The 24,464-nt window shown below is 39.1% G+C and carries 25 protein-coding genes and 1 tRNA gene; 10 read left to right on the forward strand and 16 right to left on the reverse strand.

What is annotated here, in order from left to right:
- Window positions 1-8 precede the first annotated feature (8 nt).
- Window positions 9-962 carry an MlaD family protein gene (locus tag BM192_RS01200; protein ID WP_074586678.1) on the forward strand — a complete coding sequence of 318 codons (954 nt, stop codon included), beginning with the start codon at window positions 9-11 and terminating at the stop codon, window positions 960-962.
- A gap of 77 nt (window positions 963-1,039) precedes the next feature.
- On the opposite strand, the gene BM192_RS01205 is transcribed toward BM192_RS01200, so the two are convergent.
- From BM192_RS01205 to BM192_RS01220, 4 genes are read right to left on the reverse strand one after another with little or no spacing between them, the layout of a single operon-like run.
- Entirely contained in the window at window positions 1,040-1,951 is a 912-nt protein-coding gene (locus tag BM192_RS01205) for a ribonuclease Z (protein ID WP_037438130.1), read from the reverse strand.
- Window positions 1,952-2,341 carry an STAS domain-containing protein gene (locus BM192_RS01210; RefSeq protein WP_037438131.1) on the reverse strand — a complete coding sequence of 130 codons (390 nt, stop codon included), beginning with the start codon at window positions 2,339-2,341 and terminating at the stop codon, window positions 1,952-1,954.
- A gap of 31 nt (window positions 2,342-2,372) precedes the next feature.
- Window positions 2,373-3,326 (reverse strand): phosphoribosylaminoimidazolesuccinocarboxamide synthase, encoded by a 954-nt coding sequence (locus BM192_RS01215; RefSeq protein WP_037438132.1) that lies wholly within the window; start codon window positions 3,324-3,326, stop codon window positions 2,373-2,375.
- Between the two features lie 36 nt (window positions 3,327-3,362).
- Window positions 3,363-4,328: a PhoH family protein gene (locus tag BM192_RS01220; RefSeq protein WP_037438133.1), complete on the reverse strand. Its 966-nt coding sequence runs from the start codon at window positions 4,326-4,328 to the stop codon at window positions 3,363-3,365.
- 102 nt (window positions 4,329-4,430) lie between these two features.
- Between BM192_RS01220 and BM192_RS01225 the strand changes: the two genes are divergently transcribed.
- Together BM192_RS01225 and BM192_RS01230 are read left to right on the forward strand one after the other, a co-directional pair.
- Complete coding sequence (locus tag BM192_RS01225; RefSeq protein ID WP_037438134.1) at window positions 4,431-5,210, forward strand: SAM hydrolase/SAM-dependent halogenase family protein; 780 nt, start codon at window positions 4,431-4,433, stop codon at window positions 5,208-5,210.
- Window positions 5,211-5,263: 53 nt separating this feature from the next.
- Window positions 5,264-5,806, forward strand: a complete 543-nt coding sequence (locus tag BM192_RS01230) for a hypothetical protein (RefSeq protein ID WP_074586666.1) — start codon at window positions 5,264-5,266, stop codon at window positions 5,804-5,806.
- Between the two features lie 130 nt (window positions 5,807-5,936).
- On the opposite strand, the gene BM192_RS01235 is transcribed toward BM192_RS01230, so the two are convergent.
- The 6 genes from BM192_RS01235 to rpsO form a co-directional block, all read right to left on the reverse strand.
- Window positions 5,937-7,148 (reverse strand): DUF1015 domain-containing protein, encoded by a 1,212-nt coding sequence (locus BM192_RS01235; RefSeq protein ID WP_037438135.1) that lies wholly within the window; start codon window positions 7,146-7,148, stop codon window positions 5,937-5,939.
- Between the two features lie 55 nt (window positions 7,149-7,203).
- Complete coding sequence (locus BM192_RS01240; protein WP_170844836.1) at window positions 7,204-8,154, reverse strand: D-2-hydroxyacid dehydrogenase; 951 nt, start codon at window positions 8,152-8,154, stop codon at window positions 7,204-7,206.
- Between the two features lie 8 nt (window positions 8,155-8,162).
- A complete protein-coding gene (gene serC / locus BM192_RS01245) occupies window positions 8,163-9,230 on the reverse strand; it encodes a 3-phosphoserine/phosphohydroxythreonine transaminase (protein WP_037438136.1) in 1,068 nt (355 codons plus the stop codon).
- A gap of 87 nt (window positions 9,231-9,317) precedes the next feature.
- Entirely contained in the window at window positions 9,318-9,992 is a 675-nt protein-coding gene (gene rpe / locus BM192_RS01250; RefSeq protein ID WP_037438212.1) for a ribulose-phosphate 3-epimerase, read from the reverse strand.
- A 137-nt stretch (window positions 9,993-10,129) separates the two neighbouring features.
- Window positions 10,130-12,277 (reverse strand): polyribonucleotide nucleotidyltransferase, encoded by a 2,148-nt coding sequence (gene pnp / locus BM192_RS01255; RefSeq protein WP_037438137.1) that lies wholly within the window; start codon window positions 12,275-12,277, stop codon window positions 10,130-10,132.
- Between the two features lie 116 nt (window positions 12,278-12,393).
- Window positions 12,394-12,696: a 30S ribosomal protein S15 gene (rpsO, locus tag BM192_RS01260; protein ID WP_037438138.1), complete on the reverse strand. Its 303-nt coding sequence runs from the start codon at window positions 12,694-12,696 to the stop codon at window positions 12,394-12,396.
- 233 nt (window positions 12,697-12,929) lie between these two features.
- Between rpsO and BM192_RS01265 the strand changes: the two genes are divergently transcribed.
- Window positions 12,930-13,349 (forward strand): acyl-CoA thioesterase, encoded by a 420-nt coding sequence (locus BM192_RS01265; RefSeq protein ID WP_037438139.1) that lies wholly within the window; start codon window positions 12,930-12,932, stop codon window positions 13,347-13,349.
- A 304-nt stretch (window positions 13,350-13,653) separates the two neighbouring features.
- Here BM192_RS01265 and BM192_RS01270 read toward each other — a convergent pair whose 3' ends face one another.
- The 3 genes from BM192_RS01270 to BM192_RS01280 form a co-directional block, all read right to left on the reverse strand.
- Window positions 13,654-14,088 (reverse strand): hypothetical protein, encoded by a 435-nt coding sequence (locus tag BM192_RS01270; RefSeq protein ID WP_037438140.1) that lies wholly within the window; start codon window positions 14,086-14,088, stop codon window positions 13,654-13,656.
- Between the two features lie 66 nt (window positions 14,089-14,154).
- Window positions 14,155-14,736 carry a Crp/Fnr family transcriptional regulator gene (locus BM192_RS01275; protein ID WP_037438141.1) on the reverse strand — a complete coding sequence of 194 codons (582 nt, stop codon included), beginning with the start codon at window positions 14,734-14,736 and terminating at the stop codon, window positions 14,155-14,157.
- Window positions 14,737-14,742: 6 nt separating this feature from the next.
- Window positions 14,743-15,729: a D-alanine--D-alanine ligase gene (locus tag BM192_RS01280; RefSeq protein WP_037438142.1), complete on the reverse strand. Its 987-nt coding sequence runs from the start codon at window positions 15,727-15,729 to the stop codon at window positions 14,743-14,745.
- A 183-nt stretch (window positions 15,730-15,912) separates the two neighbouring features.
- On the opposite strand from BM192_RS01280, the gene BM192_RS01285 reads away from it, so the two are divergent.
- The 5 genes from BM192_RS01285 to BM192_RS01305 all read left to right on the forward strand — a co-directional run bounded on the left by BM192_RS01285 (window position 15,913) and on the right by BM192_RS01305 (window position 19,418).
- Window positions 15,913-16,686, forward strand: a complete 774-nt coding sequence (locus BM192_RS01285) for a PASTA domain-containing protein (RefSeq protein WP_037438143.1) — start codon at window positions 15,913-15,915, stop codon at window positions 16,684-16,686.
- A gap of 13 nt (window positions 16,687-16,699) precedes the next feature.
- Window positions 16,700-17,755, forward strand: a complete 1,056-nt coding sequence (gene mltG / locus BM192_RS01290; protein WP_037438144.1) for an endolytic transglycosylase MltG — start codon at window positions 16,700-16,702, stop codon at window positions 17,753-17,755.
- Between the two features lies 1 nt (window position 17,756).
- The gene (locus tag BM192_RS01295) at window positions 17,757-18,164 is read left to right on the forward strand and encodes an acyl-CoA thioesterase (RefSeq protein WP_037438145.1); all 408 of its coding nucleotides are present in this window, start codon (window positions 17,757-17,759) and stop codon (window positions 18,162-18,164) included.
- Between the two features lie 80 nt (window positions 18,165-18,244).
- Window positions 18,245-19,231: a YihY/virulence factor BrkB family protein gene (locus BM192_RS01300; protein ID WP_037438146.1), complete on the forward strand. Its 987-nt coding sequence runs from the start codon at window positions 18,245-18,247 to the stop codon at window positions 19,229-19,231.
- Window positions 19,232-19,330: 99 nt separating this feature from the next.
- A tRNA-Ser gene (locus tag BM192_RS01305) sits at window positions 19,331-19,418 on the forward strand.
- Window positions 19,419-19,933: 515 nt separating this feature from the next.
- Here the strand turns inward: BM192_RS01305 and BM192_RS01310 are convergent.
- A complete protein-coding gene (locus BM192_RS01310; RefSeq protein ID WP_037438147.1) occupies window positions 19,934-20,740 on the reverse strand; it encodes a 3-keto-disaccharide hydrolase in 807 nt (268 codons plus the stop codon).
- Between the two features lie 179 nt (window positions 20,741-20,919).
- On the opposite strand from BM192_RS01310, the gene BM192_RS01315 reads away from it, so the two are divergent.
- Window positions 20,920-22,407, forward strand: coding sequence for a PAS domain S-box protein (locus BM192_RS01315; RefSeq protein WP_051759545.1), 1,488 nt, complete (start codon window positions 20,920-20,922; stop codon window positions 22,405-22,407).
- Window positions 22,408-22,563: 156 nt separating this feature from the next.
- Here BM192_RS01315 and BM192_RS01320 read toward each other — a convergent pair whose 3' ends face one another.
- Together BM192_RS01320 and BM192_RS01325 are read right to left on the reverse strand one after the other, a co-directional pair.
- Complete coding sequence (locus tag BM192_RS01320) at window positions 22,564-23,532, reverse strand: TolB-like translocation protein (RefSeq protein WP_037438148.1); 969 nt, start codon at window positions 23,530-23,532, stop codon at window positions 22,564-22,566.
- A 292-nt stretch (window positions 23,533-23,824) separates the two neighbouring features.
- Complete coding sequence (locus BM192_RS01325) at window positions 23,825-24,445, reverse strand: response regulator (protein WP_169741361.1); 621 nt, start codon at window positions 24,443-24,445, stop codon at window positions 23,825-23,827.
- Between the last annotated feature and the right edge of the window lie 19 nt (window positions 24,446-24,464).

The following is a 24,464-nucleotide window of genomic DNA, read 5'->3' on the forward strand; positions in this document are numbered from 1 at the left end:
CACCCTAAGTGAAAATAGCAAACGAAACCAAAGTAGGCATATTAGCAGCCTTTTCCATCGCCTTATTAATTATTGGCTACAACTTCCTTAAAGGAAACTCCATCTTTTCAAGCGAAACAGTATTATATGCTAGATACTCGAGGGTGGACGGCCTTGCGGTTTCTAAACCTGTTCTTATTAACGGGTTTCAAATCGGCCGTGTAGACAAGCTTATTTTGCAGCCTAACGGAACTATCATCGCTACATTAAAGATCCAGGGTAAGTATGACATTCCTAAAAACAGCATTGCAAAGTTAGAAAGTACTGATTTACTGGGAAGTAAGGCTATCGTTATGGCTCTGGGAACAGGACAGGACTTTGCACAGGATGGCGATACGCTTAATGCTAATGTCGAGAAAAACCTGATGGAAGCCGTTCAGCCGGTACAGAAAAAAGCAGAATTGATAATCGGTAAGATGGACTCGATTCTAACCAGTGTCAATACTATTCTAAATCCTAATTTTCAGAAAAATGTGGATAAAAGCTTTAACAGTATCGCTGCTACACTGACTTCATTGGAAGGAACTTCTAAAAAGGTTGACGGACTGGTAGGCACAGAAAGTAAAAGGATCGCTGCTATTCTCGCCAACGCAGAAAGTATCTCACTGAACCTTAAAAACAATAATGAAAAAATCAACGCTATCCTAAATAACATTAATACTATCACCGATCAGGTGGCTGCTGCCAATTTCAAACAGACATTAGATAATGCAAACAAAGCTGTCTCAGATTTACAGGGTATCGTGACCAAAGTTAATAACGGTCAAGGTACTTTAGGGCTGTTAGTTAACGACACTAAAATGTATGATAATCTAAACAATGCTTCCAAAAATCTGGACAACCTAATTATTGATCTGAAAGAGAATCCTAAACGTTATGTACACTTCTCTGTTTTCGGAGGTGGAAATAAAAAGGACAAATAATAAACGTCCAGTTTCAACAGACATAAAAAAAGCGCCTAAATAGGCGCTTTTTTTATGTCTGTTATTTTTGAATATTTCTAGATGGAATAAGTATGGCCTTCTAAAGCCAGCTCTGTTGAGTGAAACTTACCTTTCGCTTCTTCAAGCAGGGGCAATAACACCTTGTACCGCGATGAAAAGTGACCAATGATCAATTTGCCTGCGCCGACTTCCTGTGCTATCTCAGCGGCTTGTAATGCAGTGCTGTGATGAGTAGTGTTCGCACGCTCAATTAGCTCATGAAGAAACGTTGCTTCATGATATAGTACGGTGCAATTTGTCAGACTCTCCAGATAACTTCCGTCCGCCAGCGTATCTGAACAGTAACAGTAACTTTTAGGGGCATCTGAATCTACTGTGTAATCACTATTCTTAATGAACCTGCCGCCAGGTAAAGTCAAATCAAGTCCTTTTTTCAGAAGTGGATAATACTCCGGAGCAATACCTGCTTCCTCCAATTTATCTGCAATTACCTTTCTTAATCGCTTCTTCTCAGAAAATTTAAATCCGGTACAGGGTATCCTGTGATTCATGATTATAGTTTCGACCACTACATCCTGATTCTGAAAAATAACCCTCGGTTCATCAGCCACTACAGGATTAAATAACAATTGAAATCTCAATACCGTATCCGAGTATTTAAACTGTATATCTAATATATCTTTTAAGGCAGCTGGCCCATAAACATAAAGCGGCTTAATTCTGCCATTCAGATGCATCGTAGAAATCAAACCGATTAATCCGAAATAATGATCTCCATGTAAATGGCTAATAAAGATAGTATCTATTTTGCTCGCCTTTAGGCCAAATTTGATCAACTGCTGCTGAGTACCCTCACCACAATCAATCAGATAGAACTTTTCATTACAATTCAGTAACTGGGCGGAAGGATTTCTATTAAATACAGGGGTAGCAGAACTGCTGCCCAAAATGGTTAATTCAAATTTCATTTATTCATCCTCATCAAAACTTCCCAACAACTCTTTTTCGATCTCCTCCATAAAAATAAGATCCTCAGCTTCAGCTAACGAACCCAGGATGTGCAGGGACTGATCTACAGATGAAAGTCTGAGTATCTCTGCAATACAGTCAGCTACGCCGGTAACGATAAACAAACCATTAGCCTTTTTACATAGCCTGTCTGCTACAAGCAGGCAACTCAGATCCTGAGAATCATCGCATGACTTTACTTCAGACAAATCCAAAACGATATTACAATATCCATCTGCATTTAATAAAATAAATTCCGATTTAAGCCCGGGCACATTAAAATCTGTAAATTTAGTTTCATCAAGCCTGATAACAACATACTTTTCGTGTTTATCTACTGAAAATTTCATAGGCTTATTTGCTTATTACCAATTTAAACAATTATACTGACAAAAGTTCTTCTATACTTTGCAGAACGTTTTTCTCGATACGTTCCTGAATATCATCCTGCGTATTTTTAATGAACTCATCTCCCGTAATTTGCTCGAAAAGCTCAATATATCTCGCGGAAATTGATTCAACTAATTCTTCATTCATTTGCGGAACAACCTGCCCGTCTTTCCCCTGAAAACCGTTTTCAATTAACCACTTACGTACAAATTCTTTAGACAGTTGTTTTTGTGCTTCCCCTGACTCCTGACGCTCCAGATACCCTTCAGCATAAAAATAGCGACTGGAATCCGGGGTATGAATCTCATCGATAAGATAAATCTCCTCACCTACTTTACCAAATTCATATTTAGTATCTACTAAAATCAGTCCGCGCTCAGCCGCCATTTCCGTACCTCTTTGGTAAAGGGCGTGCGTGTACTCTTCCAATTTATCGTAGTCGCTGATGGAAACGATTCCTTTAGCCAGGATTTCTTCCCTTGAGATATCTTCATCATGCCCTACCGCTGCTTTAGTAGTAGGTGTAATGATCGGTTGTGGCAATTTATCATTTTCTTTAAGGCCATCTGGCAAAGATACACCGCATACTGACCTTTTTCCAGCGCTATATTCCCTCCAGGCATGACCTGCGAGATAACCACGAATAACCATTTCCACTTTAAAAGGCTCACAGATCCTTCCAATTGTAACCATTTCATCTGGTACTGACAGCACCCAGTTAGGTACAATATCAGCTGTAGCTTTTAAAAATTTAGCTGCAATCTGATTTAAAACCTGTCCCTTAAACGGAATAGCTTCAGGCAGGACGACATCAAATGCAGAAATCCTATCTGTTACAACCATGGCCATTAAACGATGATCGATAGTATATACGTCCCGTACCTTACCTTTATAGAAATTATTCTGTTTTGGAAAATTGAAGTTTGTTTCTCTGATTGCTTTCATAGTGCTGATGGAACTCCATCAATTATAGTGTAAAAATTATTGTATATCTCCGTACGCTTTCAAGATGCGTCTAACCAGCTTATGGCGCAGTACATCATCGCCGTTAAGGTAGATGATCTCAATGCCGGGTATGTCGTCCAGAATCCGTAAAGCATTATGCAGACCTGACATCTGTTTTTTTGGTAAGTCAATTTGCGTCACATCACCTGTAACAATAAACTTTGCCGTTGGCCCCATCCGTGTTAAAAACATCTTAAGTTGCAAATCTGTGGAATTTTGTGCTTCATCCAAAATAACAAAGCAATTATCTAACGTTCTTCCCCGCATAAATGCGAGCGGCGCTATCTCAATAGTTCTATTCTCCAGATATAATTTAAGTTTATCTGGTGGGATCATATCATCCAATGCGTCATACAAAGGTCTCAAATAGGGATCGACCTTCTCTTTCAAGTCACCTGGTAAAAACCCCAGATTTTCTCCAGCCTCAACTGCAGGCCTGGTTAAGATAATTCTTTTGATTTCTTTATTTTTAAGAGCACGGACTGCGAGAGCAACGGCTGTGTATGTTTTTCCAGTACCTGCGGGTCCGATGGCAAATAGCACATCGTTTTTGATCAGACTGTCTACCATCTTACGCTGGTTCGCAGTTCTGGCCTTGATCATCAGACCATTAGTTCCAAAAACAATTACCTCTCCACCATTACTAGCAGCCTTATCCACCGGTGTCTGAACCGGTCCTGAGGAATCTGGTTTTAACGATAATAAAGTTTCTATGTCACCAGATGTCAACGTACCATACTGATCGAGATGCTGGACTAAACCAGCAAACTTCTGACTAAAAATATTCTGTTCCGCTTCATCTCCCAACACCTTGACCTCGTTACCCCTGGCAACAATTTTCAGCTTTGGAAAAGCGCGTTTGATCAACTCATAGTGCTCATTATTTGCGCCCCAGAATTGTAGTGGATCTGTTGTCTCTAATGTGAGTTTTAATTCGTTCAAAATATTGTTTTTTAAGATTGAGGTGTATATTTTGATTTAAATTTGAATATTTGCAGGCGACTTGCCGTATACGCAAGATTAAGAATAAATATTCAATTTTTAATGGCGATTATCACTTTAACAACAGATTTAGGTTCCAAGGATTTCTATCAGGCTGCCCTCAAAGGCAGTATTTTGACGATCCTTCCTACTGCGACAATTGTGGATATTACCCATGAGGTTCCTTCGTTCAATATCTCTTATGCCGCATTCGTTTTAAAGAACGTTTACAACTATTTCCCAAAAGGTACTGTTCATCTGATCGGTATCGATTCAGTCTTTAGTGAAAATACCAAATACGTAGGACTTAAATATCAGGATCACTATTTCGTGGGCGCTGACAATGGAATTTTTTCGCTTCTGTTTGATGGATCTCCTGACGAAATTGTAGAGCTCAACATAATGCAGGATCTGAAATATCTTCACTTCCCTCTTGTAGATATTTTTGTAAAGGCTGCAATTCACCTGGCTAAAGGTGGAAAGTTAAAAGACATTGGGATACCTACAGCAAGCATTGAAGAACGGATGCTGTTGCACCCTGTTATTGAGCAGGATATAATCAGGGGAAGTGTGATCTATATCGACACATTCTGTAATGTGATAACTAATATTACGAAAGAGTTATTCACCAAAATTCAGCGCAACCGCGACTTCACCCTTTACTTCCGTAAAAGTGAAACTATAACCCAGTTAAGCTGGCACTACAACGAAGTACCTGAAGGAGAGAAACTATGTATTTTCGGAATCAGCAATCACCTGGAAATCGCTATCAATAAAGGTAAAGCCAGCGGATTACTTGGTTTACACCTGGGAGACATAGTCAGGATTCAATTTCACCCATAAAAATCAATTCCCCTTATATTTCAATAAGGCATCAAATTTGCTTAATTATAATTATGAAATTTTCTATCAGAATATTAGTTCTCAGTCTGATCATATTTTCGGGATTTAAAACATATGCATTCCAAAATGACACTTCAGCTTATCAAACCCAACGTCAAAAGATTAATATGCTGCTGGCAGAACGGAGCGCAAGGTTTGGACAGTACGACTTAAGTTTAAGTGCCAGATCTGGAATTTTTGGCTTGCAGACTAAAAATGACTTAAAGAATTCCAATGAAATACTTAGGAGTATCATACTGAATGACAACAATATATTCAGGGAACTTAAAGTATTAATGAACTATAAAGACCAAGAGGTTTCCCAGGTACAATCCAATGAAGCCAATAGCCGTAAAAGGATTGAAGCTTATATGCAAACTATAAAAAAACTGCAGGATGAAAATGAAACTTTAAGACATAATGTAGACGAAACAGATAAAAAAACAGGAACCTTTACACTTATCAATATAGTATTAGGAGCATTATTTCTGGCTGCGCTGATCTATATATTCGCCTTGCATAAAAAAATCAATACAATTAATAACCTTAAAACATAAGAGATGAAAAAGTCAATATTTAAATTTCTGGTGCGGTTAAATAATTTTATACTGCCCAGCCTTTATCAGAAAGATCCTTTAAAATTATCCAATCTTGAAAAAGGGATTATTGCCTACAGATACTGGGCCCTTACAAACTCTTTGAATTAGGGGTGTAATTAGTTAGTAGTCCTACCAGGAATTTGGGCTCAATCCATGTAGATTTAGGGGGCATAATTAACCCCGCGTCAGCGACCATTAGCAAACGTTCTACTGTTATCGGAAATAAGGTAAATGCGATTGAATAAGGCCCGTGGTCTACACTATCCTGAATCCTGGCGGTATTTCCCGTTATCCTCCCCTGAAATGTTATTCTTGCGTCTGTCCTAGGATCCGATATGCCCAATACAGGCGCTAAGATATGTTCCTGCAAAATACTGACATCGAGATTGCCTACCAGATCATGTTTTTCATTAAAGTTCGTAAACTTCGGTATTAGTCTGTACCACATACCTTTAAGATACATTCCTATTTCATGTATTTTAGTAGGATAGACAGGCTCATTGGATACAGTTAGCTCAAATTTTTCAGATACCTTCTCTATAATTTCAGATGCCGTTAAACCGTTCAGCCCCTTTATTAATCTGTTGAACTCATGAATTTTTATTTCTGAAGTATTCATAAGTACAGCAGAAAACTGCCCCTGCCCTTTCATAGCTGCTGCTCTATGGTGGCCATCAGCAATGTACAATACATCTAATGACGCAATTGCATTTTCAATTTCCTGAATGTCGTCCTTGTCTTCCACTGCCCATAATCTATGTTTGGATCCATCATTATACAGCAAATCTATTAAAGGCGGTGTTTTCGAATATTTATCTATTTCCTGATCTATGGCAGGCAGAGGCGGATAAGTGATTAATACCGGATTACTATCTAATCCGGTATTAATCAAATAATCGGCAAGCTGTTTTTCCCTCCGCTCCACCGTAACCTCGTGCTTACGAATTGCACCAGATAAATAATCATCCGTTTCGCATAGAGACCATATACCTTTCTGTGCCAGTCCATTATGTACACATTCATAAATATATAAAGCAGGTATATTTTGCAGTATTAGTTTCCTGGAATCAAGAAACTCTTTAATAGTTAAGTTTATTTTTCGATAAATCAATTCTGTACGCATATCTCGCCATGACGGCTCAGCCAGAGAAGGATCAATTAAATGGAGAAAAGAGTATCGGTTTTCCGTAGCAATGAGTCTGGCTTCTCCGGTACTGTAATTATCCAGGGGCCTGGTTACAATAACAGAACATTCATGATACGATGGTATCAGTGCCCGGAAAGGCTTTATAGAAGGCATAAATCAATCAAATTTGGTTAGGGATCCAATATAATAAATCCCTAACCAAACAGACTTATTTTTTGAAATGTGAAATTATCAGAGAAGCTAATTCCTCTCCAATTCTTTCCTGTGCTTCATTTGTGGCTGCTCCAATATGAGGAGTTAGTGAAATTTTAGCATGTTGTAAAAGTGATGCCGACGGCGTTGGCTCATTATCAAATACATCAAGACCGGCGAAAGCTACTTTACCTGAATTCAATGCATTAACCAATTCAGTTTCGTCGATTATACCGCCTCTGGAGCAGTTAACAATACCAACACCTGGTTTCATTTTACTAAACTCAGCTTCGCCTAAAATAGGCTTATCAGCAAATGGTGTATGTAAAGTGATGAAATCACTATTTTCAATTACTTCTTCCAGAGAAACGGTTTTCACCGGAATATCCAGACTTAGATTACCCTGGAAATTCAGCGTAAGTGTACCTTCGAACGGATAGAGATCATAGGCAAGTACATTCATACCTAGTCCTAAAGCAACTTTTGCAGTTTCTCGTCCGATACGTCCGAAACCGATAATACCAAGAGTCTTACCTCTCAATTCTGTTCCTTTTGCATATGCTTTCTTAAGTCCGTTGAAATTGGTTGAACCTTCTAAGGGCATTTTTCTATTTGAATCCTGCAGAAAACGAATTCCTGTGAATAAATGTGCAAATACTAATTCTGCAACTGACAAAGATGACGCTGCAGGCGTATTAATTACCGCCAGACCTTTTTCCCTGGCATAGTCAACATCAATATTGTCCATACCAACTCCACCCCTGCCTATCAATTTAAGGTTCGGGCACTGGTCTATTAATTCTTTTCTTACTTTGGTGGCACTTCTAACTGTAATGGCATCATATTGTTGCAACGCTTCTACCAGCTTATCCTGAGCAACTGTCTCTGTATCTACAATAAAACCAGCTTCTTCTAATAACCTTTTACCAACGGGATCAATACCGTCATTCGCAAGTATCTTAATCATCTAAATTATTATTTTTGGTGTTTTTCTGCAAAAATCTGCATGAGTTCAACTAATCTGTGTACACTGGTAATAGATAAGGCATTATATATCGAAGCTCTGAAGCCACCGACACTTCTATGACCTTTAATTCCTTCTATACCATTTTCCTCGGCCAGTTTCAGGAATTCTTTTTCCAGCTCTTTATCTTCCATTACAAAGCAAACGTTCATTCTGGAACGGTCTTCTACCGCACAAGTACCCTTGAATAATGGATTTCTGTCAATTTCGGTATAAAGCGTGCGTGCCTTTGCAATATTTTCCTTTTCAATTTCAGCAACACCGCCTTTAGATTTTAACCAGCGCAGATTAAGCATGGCCACGTAAATAGAGAATACCGGAGGCGTGTTATACATAGAGCCACCACCAATATGCTGAGTGTAGTCAAGCATTGACGGGATCTTATTAGTAGTTTTACCCAGGATCTCATCTTTTACGATAACCACAGTTGTACCGGCAGGACCGATATTTTTCTGTGCACCTGCATAAATAAGATCATATTTTGAAACATCAATTACCCTGCTCATAATGTCAGAAGACATATCACATACGATAGGAACATTTGTTTCGGGTAAACTAAACATTTCAGTTCCATAGATTGTATTGTTCGACGTGCAATGGAAATACGCACTGTCTTCTGGAATGCTATAATCTTTAGGGATAAAAGTATAGTTTGCATCTTTCGACGAAGCTACGATATGAGCGTTTCCAAAGTATTTCACTTCTTTAATTGCTTTATTCGCCCAAACACCAGTGTCCAGGTAACTTGCAGTCTGTCCTTCGCTTAAAAGGTTCATGGGAACCATAGCAAACTGGAGGCTTGCTCCACCCTGCAGAAACAGTACTGAATAGCCTTCAGGTACATTTAATAACTCTTTAACCAATTTAACAGCCTCAGTAACTACTGCTTCAAACTCAGGAGTACGATGCGAAATTTCTAAAATAGATAAGCCGTCCTTGAAATCCAACACGGCTTGTGATGCCTGTCTGAATACTTCCTGAGGTAAAATGCAGGGACCTGCTCCAAAATTATGTCTCATTATATTTGCTTTTTGTTGATTGTAAATGTAATAGTTTTAAATAAATAAAGCCCTTGTCAAAGACAAAAACTACTCAAATAATAGAAGTTATATAGTATGTTGTTTTATAACATTCACATCCTTCATTGCAGTAATTGTTTTTGCTGGGGAAGCAGTCGAAAATATAGCACTTCCGGCAACTAGTACGTCCGCTCCAGCTTCCAGTAGATCAGCTGTATTCAGCAGGCTAATACCTCCGTCAACTTCAATGAGCAGATCAGGATTCAGCTTTACAGACATTGCTTTCAGCCTGCGGATTTTATCGAGGGTATGCGGTATAAAGTGCTGTCCCCCAAAACCAGGATTCACTGACATGATGAGTACCATATCCAGATCTCCGAGAATATCGGTAAGTAATTCTACCGGTGTATGCGGGTTTAAGGCAACGCAGGCTTTAGCACCTGCATTCTTTATCGTTTGAATAGTCTTGTGAAGGTGCGTACAGGCTTCGTAATGCACAGTAACCATATAGGCTCCTGCTTTAACAAAACGTTCTATGTACTCATCTGGATTAATGATCATTAAATGTACATCTAATGGTTTGGTGGCATATTTCCGGATAGCCTCCATTACTGGAAAGCCAAAAGAGATATTGGGTACAAAAACGCCATCCATAATGTCTACATGAAACCAGTCTGCATCGCTCGAATTGATGAGCTCGATATCACGTTGCAGATTAGCAAAATCCGCAGAAAGCACCGAAGGTGCGATAAGGTGTTTCATTTGTTCTATATTAAAATTAAGACCAGTATAACCAGGTTGGTTATTGCTATTTTCCAATAGTGGCTTAGATTGATTAAATATAGGAATTAAGTTATTTATAAAACAAAAAACCCCGCGAAGGCGGGGTTTTTATAAAATTAAGCAGGCTTGTTATCTTGTGCGGCTTCCGGTTTCGGAGGGCGCGGCAATAATGCCTTTCTGGAAAGTTTCATTTTTCCTTGTTTATCTATATCAAGTAATTTAACCTGAATTTTATCTCCTTCTTTTAAGACACCATCCATAGTTTCCAGACGTTCCCATGCAATCTCAGAGATATGCAACAGACCGTCTTTACCAGGCATGATTTCTACGAAAGCACCAAAAGGCATGATAGATTTAACTTTACCATCATAAGTAGCACCTATGTCTGGTTTAGCAGCAATCGCATTGATACGTTTAACTGCAGCATCAATTGCAGCTTTGTTATCTGCAAAAATCTCAACGATACCTTTGTTACCAACTTCTTCGATTGAGATTGAAGCACCTGTCTCACGTTGCATTTCCTGAATAATTTTACCACCGGGTCCGATAACAGCACCAATGAATTCCTTATCAATACTCAGGGAAACAATACGTGGAGCATGGTCTTTATAATCTTCACGAGGCGCAGAAATAGTTTTCTTCATCTCATTCAGAATATGTAAACGCGCTTCATTAGCTTGCTTAAGGGCGGCAACTAAAACTTCCCATTTCAAACCATTGATTTTTAAGTCCATCTGACAAGCTACAATACCTTTTTCGGTACCTGTAACTTTAAAGTCCATATCACCTAAATGATCTTCATCTCCAAGGATATCTGTAAGAATGGCGTATTTACCAGTTTTCTCGTCAGTAATTAATCCCATTGCGATACCTGATACAGGAGCTTTGATTTTAATACCGGCATCCATTAATGCTAAAGTACCAGCACAAACTGTTGCCATTGATGACGAACCATTTGATTCAAGAATATCTGAAACGATACGGATAGTATATGGATTTTCTTCAAGTCCTGGTAATACCTTTCTTAAAGAACGCATAGCCAGGTTACCATGACCAATTTCACGTCTTCCTGCACCACGGTTGGGGCGAACCTCTCCAGTAGAGAATCCAGGGAAATTATAGTGTAAAAGGAATTTGTTATAACCATTGACGAAAGCTCCGTCAATCATTTGCTCATCATCTTTAGATCCTAAAGTTACTGTAGTTAATGATTGTGTTTCACCACGTGTAAATACAGCCGATCCGTGAGCAGTAGGTAAATAACTTACTTCACTCCAGATAGGACGTACAGTTCTAACATCACGACCATCTAAGCGCATACCTTCATCTAATACAAGGTTACGAATTGCGTCGTATTGTACATCGTGGAAGTATTTTTTAGATAAGAAACCAGTTACATCGTCAATACCTTCACCTAATGAAGCGATAAAATCCATTAAGATCTCACCAAATTTATCACCACGTTCAGATTTTGAAGTCTGGCTTTTTGCTACTGCATATACTTTATCATAAGTAGCAGCATAAACTTTCTCTTTCAGCTCAGGATTGCTGTCTTCATGAGAATAAGTACGTTTCACTGTTTTACCTACTAATTCAGTCAGTTCTTTCTGAACTTTAACTTGAATAACAATTGCTTTGTGTGCAAATTCGATAGCTTCTACCATTTCCTCTTCAGAAATTTCATCAGCTTCACCTTCCACCATCACGATGTCATGCTCTGTACCAGCTACCAGGAATTCCATAGTTGCACGTTCCAAATCACTAACATAAGGATTGATTACCAGCTTGCCATCAATTTTCGCAACTCTCACTTCTGAGATCGGGCCATTAAATGGTATATCAGAAACAGCGATTGCCGCAGATGCAGCTAATCCCGCTAATGAATCCGGCATTATGTTTTTATCAGAAGATATCAGGGAAATCATCACTTGTGTATCCGAGTGATAATCTTCAGGGAACATCGGGCGCAAAGCTCTGTCTACCAGACGTGAGATTAAAACCTCATAATCTGACAATCTCGCCTCACGACGTAAAAATCCACCTGGGATACGGCCTGCAGCTGCATATTTTTCCTGGTAATCTACTGATAATGGTAAAAAGTCCACACCGGATTTAGCACCTACAGAAGATACTACAGTAGCCAAAAGCATGGTATCTCCCATTCTTACTACAACGGCTCCATCTGCTTGTTTAGCCAGTTTGCCAGTTTCAATTTCGATTGTCCGTCCATCGCCCAGATCGAACGATTTTTTTATTACATTCATTTAGAAAAATTTGCGATGTGTTTTCCTCTTTCTACACATCAGATTTATATATATTTTTTTATTTATCAAAGTAAAAAAGCCATCCCTGAGAATGGCTTTTCCTGATATTACAACGTTTATTTGCTATCTCTCGAACCTAATGGTTTGATGATATCTCTTAGCCCTAAAGCTTTGATAATAGCACGGTAACGGTTGATATCTTTTTTGTACAGGTAAGCCAAAATACCACGGCGTTTACCTACTAATTTTTGAAGAGACAATTGTGTAGAAAAATCTTTACGGTTTTTCTTTAAATGTTCTGTTAAGTGTGCGATGCGGTATGTGAATAACGCTACCTGACCTTCTGCAGAACCTGTGTTTGTCTCAACTTCGCCGTGTTTTTTGAAAATGTCGGCTTTTACTTCTTTACTTAAATACATTACTTGAATTATACTAAAGTGTATATGATTAATTAATTGGTGCAAATATACTTTAAGTTTTCAGGATAAACAAGAATCCTATAAATCATTTAGCACAGCGCGGTCATTTATAAATGACTGTAAAACAGATGTTAACATGGGTACACCACAAATACAAACAGATAAATTCCTAATATATTAACAAAACACCCCCAGCATTTCCTTAAATAAGCGCCAACCTTTACTTTTGTCATATGGAAAAAACCGCATACAGCGTCTTTGAAACAGAACTTAAAGTCCGTCCTGACGACATAGATATGTTCAACCACGTACATAACAGTAAATACTTTGATTATGTACTGGCTGCCAGATATGATCAAATGGAGCTGTTTTATAAAATGCCGATGGAAAGCTTTCTGAAAAGTGGTTTGGGATGGGTTGTCCGGACAGCAATGGTAGAATTTAAACGCCCCCTGATCCTGGGAGATCAGATTAAAGTGAGAACTGGTATACTTACAATTAATGAAAAAGGCTGCCGTGTACAGTTTGAAATTGAAAATATACGCACTGGAAAAATAGCCTCAGACGGCTGGTTTGATTATGTAATGATAGATATATCAACCGGAAAAGGTTGCAAGGTTGACGAAGACATGATTAAGGCTTACAGTATCTAAGCCAGCTATCCGATTCCGTAGGTTCATACACATTAATGCTGTCTTATTTTAACCAGCAGTTAATTGTATCACGTGCTGGTTTCGTCAACATTCGATGCATACTTCGTTCACTGTTTCTTCATACTTCGTTCATTGTTTGTTCAATCGGTATTGGAGGTAATATGGAGAAACAGCGAAGACAATTTAAACGAGGTTCGATACAATGACGAAACGCACCCTATCGTCTGGAGATAATTACATGGCATAAAAAAGGGGCTGGCCATTTTACAATGACCAGCCCCTTTTTTATAATTTTATAAATTGATTACTGCGGAGAAACGATTTTTGAATTATGCACCTGGTCATCGCCGCTTCCTGGAACATAACCCAAGCCTGGTGTAAGCCAATGCAGAAGAAATATTCTGGAATACCGGTAATTAAACGGAGAGCAGATAAACACGGTTAAAAGTAAAACTCCAACATAATACCAGAGATTATCGTAAACCAGCGGTAAGCCCAGTATATAAATGGCAACGCTGGCAGATATCATTTCTGCCACGTTCATCGCGTAGCTAATAAACATAGCAACATAGAAGAAACCAGGCTCGCGTTCAAAACGGAGATTGCAATAAGGACAGAATTCGTTGGTCGTTTGTCCTCTGAAAGAGAGTGAATACATATTCCCTGTAAAAACATCACCTTTTCTACATCTCGGACATTTACATTGTATGACTGCCTGTAATTTAGATATTGGTTCCATATGATCTTATTTAACACTGCAAATTTACTACTAATTAAGTGATTGTTTTATGACCTGCATCATATATTACTGTTTGACAATTTTCCCTCTTAATAGTTTTATTTCGCCCGTTTTACTCATCTTTTTAATTAATCTGATCACGGTTTCTACGCGCAGTCCGCTCATGTCTGCCAGCGCTTGCCGGGTAACCGGAAGAACCTCATCTGGTTTCAGTTCTTTACACAGATAAGTTATTAGTGTGCGCAGACGGTGGTCGGCATGTTCATTGGCTAATTCCTCCAGCATCATAGATTTATAGAAGAGTCGCTTACTTAAGGTTGTAATTACCTCTACACTGAATTCCCGGTTATTTTCCAGAAGACTAAGAAACTGTTCCCGTTCCAGCAGAATCAGCGAAGTATCCTCAGTAGCAATAGTATAAGCAAGATAAGGCTTACTCAATAACATCGCCGGCTCGCCGAAATACTGATTCTTTTTGAAGATTCCCTGGATAAATTCTTTGCCATCTCCATTCACCGTTACCATCCTTACCTGTCCTCTACTAATAAAATAAACAAATCTCGGCTGCTGCCCGGGACTATAAATCACCTCCCCTTTTTTATAAGCTACATTTTTATGGCTGAGCAGGCTTAGTTCTTCGATAATCATTTTAGATTAACTAATCGTTTCTTTGATAAGTTTGGAATAAAATGTTTTTAAATCCATTCCATGCGCAGCAACTTGCTGAGGAATAAAGCTTGTCGCCGTCTGCCCCGGAATCGTGTTGATTTCAATGAAATAGAAATCACCTTCATCGCCAGTCAGTATAAAATCAATACGTACAACTCCCCTGCAGTTTAATTTTTCGTAAACGGCTGTCGCTATCTTCTCTACACGTGCACGTGTGTCTGCTCTAATCGGTGCCGGCGTTGTTTCGGTGGCGACGCCCGGTGTATATTTTGCATCGAAGTCAAAAAACTCTTTCGCTGTTTCCACTTCAGTTGCCGGTAACACTACAATCTTGCCGTCGAGCTTCACTACGCCTACAGTAAATTCACGACCGGAGATGAATTCTTCAATCAACAATTGATCGTCTTCTTTAAAAGCTTTAGCTATTGCGTCTTTCAGATCATACTGATTTTTAACTTTACTCATTCCAATACTGCTCCCTCCATTATTGGGTTTTACAAAATATGGAAGCGTAAGCTCTTCTTTTATACTGCTTAAATCTACAGGCATATGTTTAAAGAGTTGCATAGATCGCGCTATAAAAAGATCAGAGATTCCATTGACTATCGCTTTGGTATAGCCTTTATTCATCGTAACCGCAGAAGTAAGTGCATCGCAGGTCGTATAAGGTATATGAAGCATATCAAAATAACCCTGCAATTTCCCGTCCTCTCCCGGCGCGCCATGAATAGCGATAAATACGCCGTCAAAAGTTACTTTCCTACCGTTAAAATGTAGAGAGAAATCATTCTTATCTACCTCAATTTTCACAGAATCAGCAGGCTCATAGAACCAGCCCTGCTGCGTTAGCATTATTTTATAAACTTCGAATTTATCAGTATCAAGATGATGTGCAATTGTCGCTGCGCTTTTAACGGAAATTACCCATTCGTTAGTTGTACCGCCTGTTAGCAGGGCTATTATTTTTTTCATTAGAATATTATTTAAACTTTTTCGGGCTATGTTAAACACTGGCCATTACCGCCGCTGACATATATATTAGGCGCCATTACTCCTCAAAATTATCAAAATACTTTATTGAGATCTCATTTATATTCCGATAAAATATATTTTTAGCCTAAATTTGAACCCAATACATCGTATATCATACTATTAATGGCAAATTTCCTATCGTATCTTAAAACCAAATCATTTAGAAATAATCTTGTAGCTGCAGTCGCAACTGTAGTCGGCTTATTACTGATTGCATTTTTCAGTCTTCGTTATTATACCAAACATGGTCAGGGGTTAAATGTGCCCGTGGTTAAAGGGTTATCTTTTAATCAGGCTGTATCGAAATTAGAAGAACTTGGCTTACGATACGAGGTAGATTCTGTATATATTATGGATATGCCTCCTGGCATTGTGATTGATCAGGATCCGGAAGCAAATACCTTCGTTAAGGACAACAGAACAATTTATCTGACTATTAACACTGCTCAGGCACCTAACGTTAAGTTTCCTGATATACAATTTAAATCATTTATTGAGGCACAAGCCATAATTGCAAGCTTTGGCTTAAAAGTTGGTGATACAGCTTATAAGGCTGATGTAAGTCGTGATGTTGTACTGGAAATTTCATTCGGAGGTTCGGCAGTTCATCCGGGCGATGTAATACCAAAAGGATCAAAGATTGATCTGCTTCTGGGCGATGGCCGTGGAAATGAGGAGGTGGAAATACCAACCTTAATGGGATTCACCAAAGATGAGGCTGTTTTTTCATTGAAAGGCTCAAATTTGAAACTGGGAATAATAACTTACGAAGGAAATATTACTGACACCGCAAATGCCGTTATTATCATGCAGTCTCCGGTACTTTCTGATACTTTGTCGAAGGTTAAAATCGGTACACCTGTAAATATAACGCTGTCCAATAAAAACTTAAATTAGAGCTATTATCTATATGACTACCGAAAATACTAAGGGGTTAAAAAAAAATACGAAATTCATATTTGCAGGCCTGCTTATCATTCTTGCTATCGCAGGATTCTATGGAATAAAATTCTACAGGGTCTATTTTGCACCTAATGTGGCTGAAAATGGCACCTTTCTGTATGTACGTACCGGTGGAAATATAGACCAGGTGTTTCAGGAGATAAGGGACAAGGATTTATTAAAAGATGTCGGTACATTCAGCCAGGCAGCTGCGCAAATGGATCTGGCAGAGAGACTCAAACCCGGACGTTATAAATTGACAAAGGGAATGAATAACCGCACGCTTATCAATACAATAAAATCCGGAAACCAAACACCGGTAGCGCTAAAATTCCAGAACATCAGAAAGAAAGATGATTTCGCCGGCTATTTATCCAGAACATTCGAAGCAGATTCTTCGGAATTCATCAAGGTGTTGGATTCTGCAGCTTTAATTGAGAAATACGGATTTACGCCCGATAATAGTTATACAATGTTCATCCCGAATACTTATGAGATGTACTGGAATACAACACCGTTGGAGTTTTTCGACAGGATGCAAAAAGAGTACACTAAGTTCTGGACGCCTGAACGTAAACAAAAGGCATCTGCTCTGAATCTAACTCCCCAGCAGGTTACCATTCTGGCTTCAATCGTAGACGGTGAAGCAATTTTTGATAAAGAGATGCCAACTATTGCAGGTCTTTACTTAAATCGTTTGAATAAAGGGATTTTACTACAAGCCGACCCTACCGTAATTTTTGCCAACAACGACTTTACCGTTAAAAGAGTTACCAATGCATTGCTTCGTGTAGATTCTAAATATAATACTTATAAATATGCAGGTTTGCCTCCGGGCCCTATCATGATGCCAAGTATAAAAGCTATTGATGCAGTATTATCGCCGGAAAAAAACAGCTATATCTATATGTGTGCAAAGGAAGATTTTTCCGGATACCATGCTTTCGCGGAGACAAAGGAACAACATGAGATCAATGCAAATAAATACAGACAAGCTTTAAACAAGAGAAACATTTTCAGATAGTATGTACCAACACGAAACCAAAATCAGGGTTAGATATAGTGAGACAGATCAAATGGGTTACGTATACAACGGCAATTATGCTCAATACTATGAGGTTGGACGCGTAGAAATGATGCGGAGCCTCGGAATGAGTTATGGCAAAATGGAAGAAAGCGGCATTATGCTCCCATTGCTTGAACTCAAATGTAAATTTATCAAACCTGGTCTCTATGACCAGGAACTTACGATCAGAACTTCAGTAAAAACGCTGCCGGGAATCAGAATGACTTTTGATTACGAGATATATAATGAAGAGCAGGAACTTATTAATATCGGCTCCACTATTTTAGTCTTTTTTGACATGGAAAAGAAACGTCCGTGTCCCCCACCAGATTACTTTATAGAGCGAATTCAAGAATATTTCGCATAAATTATTTAATTTCAAGCAAATAGCACATTAGCTCAGCGAAAAAACATAGCTGTGCTATCATCCTATTGATACGGTATTAAATGAATTGGATCCATAAGCAATTATTAAAATTAAGTATATATTCCAGGTTTATCGCATGGACAAAAGTCTGTGTCTTACCGGGCTTTAGTCCGCTGCCTTTGTATACTGTAGCGTCTTTTTTCTTCAAGGAGATCGGCAAAGACTCGTTAATTAATAAAGCGTCTTCTCTGGCTTATAACTTCATGCTGGCTATCTTCCCCGGCATTATCTTTTTATTTACGCTGATCCCTTATATCCCTAAGAGAATTGGATTTCAGGAGCAGCTCATGGTCTTATTACGACTCATCTTACCAGCACAGGCATTTACTGCATTCGAAAACACAATCGAAGAAATCGTAGAAATCCAAAATGGCCGTTTATTATCTTTTGGTATAATCCTCTCGATTTTCTTCGCCACTAATGGCATGCATAACCTGATGAAGGCCTTCAACAAATCTTCCTTGATCATTGAGACAAGAAGCTGGGCAAAACAACGGCTAATCGCATTGATCCTGACCTTGGTCATCGCCTTTTCATTAATCGCTACAATCGCCGCGATGACAGTAGGCGAAATTGCACTGAAATATATTAATAGAGAGCTGCACCTGAAGGGGCATTTTATAGCGTACATTATAGATTTCTCAAGATGGGGCCTGCTGGGAATCCTCTACTTCGTGACTATTTCAATTCTATACCGGTATGGCCCGGCTAACACCAAGAAATGGAGATTGTTCAGCGCCGGATCCTGGTTGGCCACTATCCTCGCCTTTCTCACAATCTGGGGTTTCTCCTTTTATATTAACCACTTCGGATCTTATAACAAGGTATATGGTTCTATAGGTACATTGATTGTAATGATGATCTGGCTCTACTTAAATTCTCTCATACTTTTGATAGGTTTTGAGCTTAACGCGAGCGTAGATCTGAGTAAAAGGTCCGTTAAAATCATCAAACAACCGTTTAATCTGTTCAAAAAACCGCTTTCTAACAGCCCTAAACAGCTATAATCAAAATTATTCTTTCTCATTACTAATCAGTTACCCGTTTACAGAAAAATAATAGATATCCTGATTTGGAAAATCAGACCATATTTGTACTTTTGTCGCGGAGAGTTGGCAGAGTGGTCGATTGCGGCAGTCTTGAAAACTGTTGACTGTTAAAGGTCCGCGGGTTCGAATCCCCCACTCTCCGCCAAACAAAAATGCTACCCTTTTCGGGTGGCATTTTTTGTTTTAAACCGGCCTGAACCCTTCAGGTCAAAGGCCAGGTTTAAAACAAAAAATTGCCAGGAGCGCAGCGACAGCATTTTTGGTTGAAGCCACCCCCTTCGGGGATCAGCGAGCGCAGCGAGCTAATCCACAATCCGTGCTTCTGTCCAACAAGAACAAAAAGTCTTACACAGGTAAATAATATATATTTTTCCAAGAAGATACTAAAAGATTGTTGCTTTTTGCGGGCTCAGATTTTAAAGAAATCGATAATGCTCGAATCTCTAAACGCGTCTGAAATAAAACCAAACCTACGGTTTGTATATCCAATTACCATTGGGCACAAAATGCACGAGCCAACATCATAGTTTCCTTATTATGTGCCGCTCCCACTGATCAATCATAAGAATATTTAAATACGGAATTGGAGGGGTTTGGCGTTAGCGTCTGATCCTGATTGAATTATAAACCCCTTTGCTTTAACTAGCCAACATAAAATATTTACGGATGAAACAATTCTTTTATTTCGATGTTTTTGAAATCAACAGGCTGTCCTTCGCTTTGCAGAGCAATAAAGCCGTTGCTTAATAGCTTACCATCTATCTTAATTTTAGGATCATAACCCGTTACTACACCACCACCGATCTGAGGTTTAGAGTATTGCAACACGGTGTCACCATTGATAATATGAGTGATTAAAGAATCGCCAAGAACAATCAGCTCACCCCTTACCCACTGATCTCCTTCGTATGTTTTTGAAGTAGAATTTAAGCAATGTTGATCAGAGATTTTCCCTTTATACACTACATTCGTTCCGGGCGAACACATATTCCCTGTAGGCCTTGGGTTTCCATCACCTAGACCGGCAAGAAGCTGCATCTCGATAGAGATCGGCCAATCCTGTTCTTTTAACATTGTTCTGGGATCCTGCGAATGGAACATTACTCCACTATTTAATAAAGTATAATCTGGCGCCCCTTTTTGCTGTTTTCCAACAAACCGATATTCGAATTTCAAATGATAATAAGAGAAGGGTGTTTTATAATACAGATGCGCGAACTGGTCATTAAAATCACCATACTGATCATATCTCACTTTAATGATCCCATCTTCAACCCTAAAAGTATTTCCAAAATTCTCACCAACTTCATGGTGATTCACCTTTACAAACCAATCCTTGATGTCTTTACCGTTAAACAAAGAAAACCAACCTTTTTGATCATCAGATTGGTTTGAATTTTGCTTAGTTCTTCCGGAACTTGTAAAGATAAAAAACGAAATAAGGGTAATAAATATGATTCTTTTCATAACTGTTATATGGTAAGTGATTTAGTTAAAAATTAGTTCAATAACAAATTTATAAGAAGGCACCAGATATTTTTTGAATGCTGATAGACTGTGGATAGTCAAATCGCAAGACTAAGGTCGCTTTTAATTGCTACATTTAGCAATAGAATTTGCTTAGAAATGGCTTATTTTGCGACCCCATGGAAGATTTTAAGAAAATTGAAGAAAGGCTTGCCCGTTACGAAAAGGAAAACAGAAAACTGAAACATAAGGTCGAAGAGCTCACTGATTTCGTTGAAAATGCTTCCGTCCCGCTTCACTGGGTCGATGGAACTGGGAAAATTATATGGGCGAACCAAGCTGAGCTAGATACTTTCGGATACAGCAAAGAAGAATATATCGGATTTCCGATCAGTAATTTTCATGCAGATCAGGAGGCTATACAGAACATCCTTATGCGGTTGGTCAACAATGAAACACTTCATAATTACCCGGCAAGACTTAAATGCCGGGACGGGTCCGTTAAGCACGTACTCATAAGCTCAAACGTCCTGAGGAAAGACGGCAAATTTATACACACCCGTTGCTTTACCCGCGATATTTCTGCCTTTAGACAAGAACAACAGAGAAACCGGGACTTGATGCTTGTACTGGAGCAACAGGCTGCCATCATCGATTCTTCTAATGATGCCATCCTTAGTAAAACCTTAGACGGAACCATAACCAGCTGGAACGAATCAGCAGAACGAATATTCGGTTATACGAGTGTTGAGATTATCGGACAGCCGATCCAAAAGCTGTTACCACCGGACCGGCAGGATGAAGAATCCCACATTCTCTCGCGGTTACAGAACGGTGATCAGATGGAACACTTTGAAACCAAGAGGCTTACTAAAACCGGCCGGATACTCGACATGTCCTTAACAATATCACCCATCAGGGATGTCCATGGTAATATGACCGGCTTATCGACTATAGCAAGGGACATATCTGAAAAAAAACAGGAAGAACAACGGAAAAACGATTTTGTCACGATGGTCAGCCACGAGCTTAAAACACCCTTAACAACAATCATGTCCTATGTTCAGCTACTTATAAAAAATGCCAAAAATGAAGACGACTTCGATTTTAAGGCACTGACGAGAATTCACGCCCAGGCAAAAAAAATGACCTCGATGACTCATGACTTCCTGAATCTGGCAAGATTGGAGGACGGGAAAATACAGCTTAACAAAGAAACGTTTGCACTTCATACACTGATTGAGGAAATTACCGGTGATGTTCAGATACTAAGCACAAAACATACGATAAGGCTGGTTGATTGCGAGGAGATCACCCTCCACGCCGACCGAAATAAGATAGGGCAAGTCCTTATGAACCTGGTAAGTAACGCGATAAAATATTCACCTATGGGCGGAACTATTAATATTGGCTGTCAGAAGCAGCCAGGAAAGGTAAAGGTTTTCGTTCGCGATGAGGGCATAGGGATCAGTAAGGCAGACCAAAACAGACTGTTTGAAAGGTTTTACAGGGTAAGCAACGACAAATCAGGGGGTATAACAGGATTTGGAATCGGACTCTATCTTGTTTCAGAAATCTTGCGTCAGCACGCCAGTAAAATTGAGGTTGAAAGCGAAGAAAATATCGGATCAACTTTTTATTTTGATTTGGAGATCCAGGAAGGGTGAGTTATGGTATAGTTCTCCCCCCCTCCGGGATCAGTGAGTACAGTGAGTGTAGATAAGTGATGCTATGAGTAGGCTAAAGTTCCAGTTATTACACCTTATTGCTACCTATTATTTATAAAGAATATATATATAAAAGCTTGAAATTAAAATAGTCAGTTACCGCCAGATCATCTGTCCACCTGACGTTTCAATCTTGTTTTTGCCTTTCACGAAAACGGGGATTACGCCAGGAGTATTTGGTGCAATCGGATCCACATTATACTCTTTGCCATCGTTAGGGATAATTTTTAGCGTCCACATCCAGCCGAATGGTCCAGTCTGTTTGTATTCTGTGCCTATAAGCAAGTACTTTCCATCGGGAGAAAACTCGGGTACGGCTTCTTTAAAATTACTGGTGGTAACCTGTTTCACGTTTGATCCATCCATAGCCATAGTGTACACATGGTTAGCAATACGCACGGCGAGTTGATTGCCGGCCGGATTGACGGCTAAGTCGCTCCAGTCTTGATAATTCATTTCTTTAAGTACACTACCGGAGGTGTAAGGTGGGTCTAAACGTATGATATTGTTTTTATGCACGATCAACAGCGCATTGCCAGGAAGCCATAAGCGTTGGTCATTAAAACCTAGTTCTTGTCCGTTGATATCGTGGATCCGTCCGACAAACTCACCATTTCGTTTTAGGATAGTGATACCGTCTTCCTTATCATTCGAAAGCACCAGAATATGACTGTTATCAAATGACAGATAGCCCCTACAGTATCCATTCAGTCCCGGACTATTGTACACAAATTCCTCTATTATGCTACCATTTGAAATATCACTGAGGGTAAAACGTATGGGGTATTTACCCAAAGTTTGCTCATTTACTACAGTGAGTTTGTATTTACCATCACGGGAGATGTCGAAATTATTAAGTTTGGAGTTATCGGGAATAAAGGCGGACCCCACACCATCCGGTAAACTTACTTTAAGAATTCCCTCGGATGCCCAGTCGTAATATATTGTTCCCTTTAACGCGGATGGGTAGCCATTTTCACCAACATCTGGCCCATTATTTTCCTTTGAACAGGCTGATAGTAGCATAAGAAATACCACTATCAGCGATAAATTTTTCTTTTTCATCGTTTTGATTTATGAGTTTGTTTAATTATGGATGGCATATCGGACCCGCGTTATGGTAGAGATTCGCTTCCCCATAATAAACTGCCTAATAGTTTTTGCCTATTTTCAATTTTAAAATGATAATATCACAAATTTAAGGGCAAAAGAGTTGATCAACAATCCACGAAAACAGGGATTTTTCAGAATTTCACTTACTCACTTATCGCATCGGTACCATTAATCGTTTATAAAGCACTGCAGAGCATTCACCCAGCAATATGATTGATACGATATTTGGCCCTTCCTATTCTATTTATATGAATTTCATTTCCGTTGCTTTATGTATCAAAGAGGCAGAATTGCTCACTTTAAATTTTTGCAATAGATTTCTTCGGTGACTTTCTACGGTGAGCGGACTAATGAACATTTGTTCAGCTATCTGGGGGGTGGTCTTTCCAGTTGACATTAACCGAAGTACTTCTTGTTCTCTTTGAGTGATTTTGGGAACGGCGCCATCCGTTTGATTCATAATAGGCTCTATATCAGCGCTTAAAATTTTATCACCTTTCATTACAGAACGGATAGCATTTATAAGCTCGCTCGCAGAAACATTTTTGAGCAAATATCCTGAAGCTCCTGCATCTAGCATACGCTGGACAATACTACCCTTACTGATATTACTGATGGCAATAATCTGTGTTTTGGGTTGATTCTTTTTAACGGCTACTGTAGCATCAATACCGTTCATCCCCGGCATATTGATATCAGCTAAAACCACATCTGCCTCATTAGTCTCCAAAAACTTTAGGGCGTCTTCCGCATTGGTAAAAGTATTCAGCAGTTTGATATCCGCATGATTATTGAGTATAAACTCGAATCCATTTAATACCAATGGATGGTCATCTATTATTATTACCGAAATCATATTATTCATATACGTATTTGTTTTACCG

The organism is Pedobacter antarcticus, assembly GCF_900112985.1.
GTDB classification, from domain to species: domain Bacteria; phylum Bacteroidota; class Bacteroidia; order Sphingobacteriales; family Sphingobacteriaceae; genus Pedobacter; species Pedobacter antarcticus.

Coding starts and splice junctions, on each gene's coding strand:
- BM192_RS01205 (WP_037438130.1), bottom strand. CDS start 1,951: ATGAAATTTGAATTAACCATTTTGGGCAGCAGTTCTGCTACCCCTGTA.
- BM192_RS01210 (WP_037438131.1), bottom strand. CDS start 2,341: ATGAAATTTTCAGTAGATAAACACGAAAAGTATGTTGTTATCAGGCTT.
- BM192_RS01215 (WP_037438132.1), bottom strand. CDS start 3,326: ATGAAAGCAATCAGAGAAACAAACTTCAATTTTCCAAAACAGAATAAT.
- BM192_RS01225 (WP_037438134.1), top strand. CDS start 4,431: ATGGCGATTATCACTTTAACAACAGATTTAGGTTCCAAGGATTTCTAT.
- BM192_RS01230 (WP_074586666.1), top strand. CDS start 5,264: ATGAAATTTTCTATCAGAATATTAGTTCTCAGTCTGATCATATTTTCG.
- BM192_RS01235 (WP_037438135.1), bottom strand. CDS start 7,148: ATGCCTTCTATAAAGCCTTTCCGGGCACTGATACCATCGTATCATGAA.
- BM192_RS01240 (WP_170844836.1), bottom strand. CDS start 8,154: ATGATTAAGATACTTGCGAATGACGGTATTGATCCCGTTGGTAAAAGG.
- serC (WP_037438136.1), bottom strand. CDS start 9,230: ATGAGACATAATTTTGGAGCAGGTCCCTGCATTTTACCTCAGGAAGTA.
- rpe (WP_037438212.1), bottom strand. CDS start 9,992: ATGAAACACCTTATCGCACCTTCGGTGCTTTCTGCGGATTTTGCTAAT.
- pnp (WP_037438137.1), bottom strand. CDS start 12,277: ATGAATGTAATAAAAAAATCGTTCGATCTGGGCGATGGACGGACAATC.
- rpsO (WP_037438138.1), bottom strand. CDS start 12,696: ATGTATTTAAGTAAAGAAGTAAAAGCCGACATTTTCAAAAAACACGGC.
- BM192_RS01265 (WP_037438139.1), top strand. CDS start 12,930: ATGGAAAAAACCGCATACAGCGTCTTTGAAACAGAACTTAAAGTCCGT.
- BM192_RS01270 (WP_037438140.1), bottom strand. CDS start 14,088: ATGGAACCAATATCTAAATTACAGGCAGTCATACAATGTAAATGTCCG.
- BM192_RS01275 (WP_037438141.1), bottom strand. CDS start 14,736: ATGATTATCGAAGAACTAAGCCTGCTCAGCCATAAAAATGTAGCTTAT.
- BM192_RS01280 (WP_037438142.1), bottom strand. CDS start 15,729: ATGAAAAAAATAATAGCCCTGCTAACAGGCGGTACAACTAACGAATGG.
- BM192_RS01285 (WP_037438143.1), top strand. CDS start 15,913: ATGGCAAATTTCCTATCGTATCTTAAAACCAAATCATTTAGAAATAAT.
- mltG (WP_037438144.1), top strand. CDS start 16,700: ATGACTACCGAAAATACTAAGGGGTTAAAAAAAAATACGAAATTCATA.
- BM192_RS01295 (WP_037438145.1), top strand. CDS start 17,757: ATGTACCAACACGAAACCAAAATCAGGGTTAGATATAGTGAGACAGAT.
- BM192_RS01300 (WP_037438146.1), top strand. CDS start 18,245: ATGAATTGGATCCATAAGCAATTATTAAAATTAAGTATATATTCCAGG.
- BM192_RS01310 (WP_037438147.1), bottom strand. CDS start 20,740: ATGAAAAGAATCATATTTATTACCCTTATTTCGTTTTTTATCTTTACA.
- BM192_RS01315 (WP_051759545.1), top strand. CDS start 20,920: ATGGAAGATTTTAAGAAAATTGAAGAAAGGCTTGCCCGTTACGAAAAG.
- BM192_RS01320 (WP_037438148.1), bottom strand. CDS start 23,532: ATGAAAAAGAAAAATTTATCGCTGATAGTGGTATTTCTTATGCTACTA.
- BM192_RS01325 (WP_169741361.1), bottom strand. CDS start 24,445: ATGAATAATATGATTTCGGTAATAATAATAGATGACCATCCATTGGTA.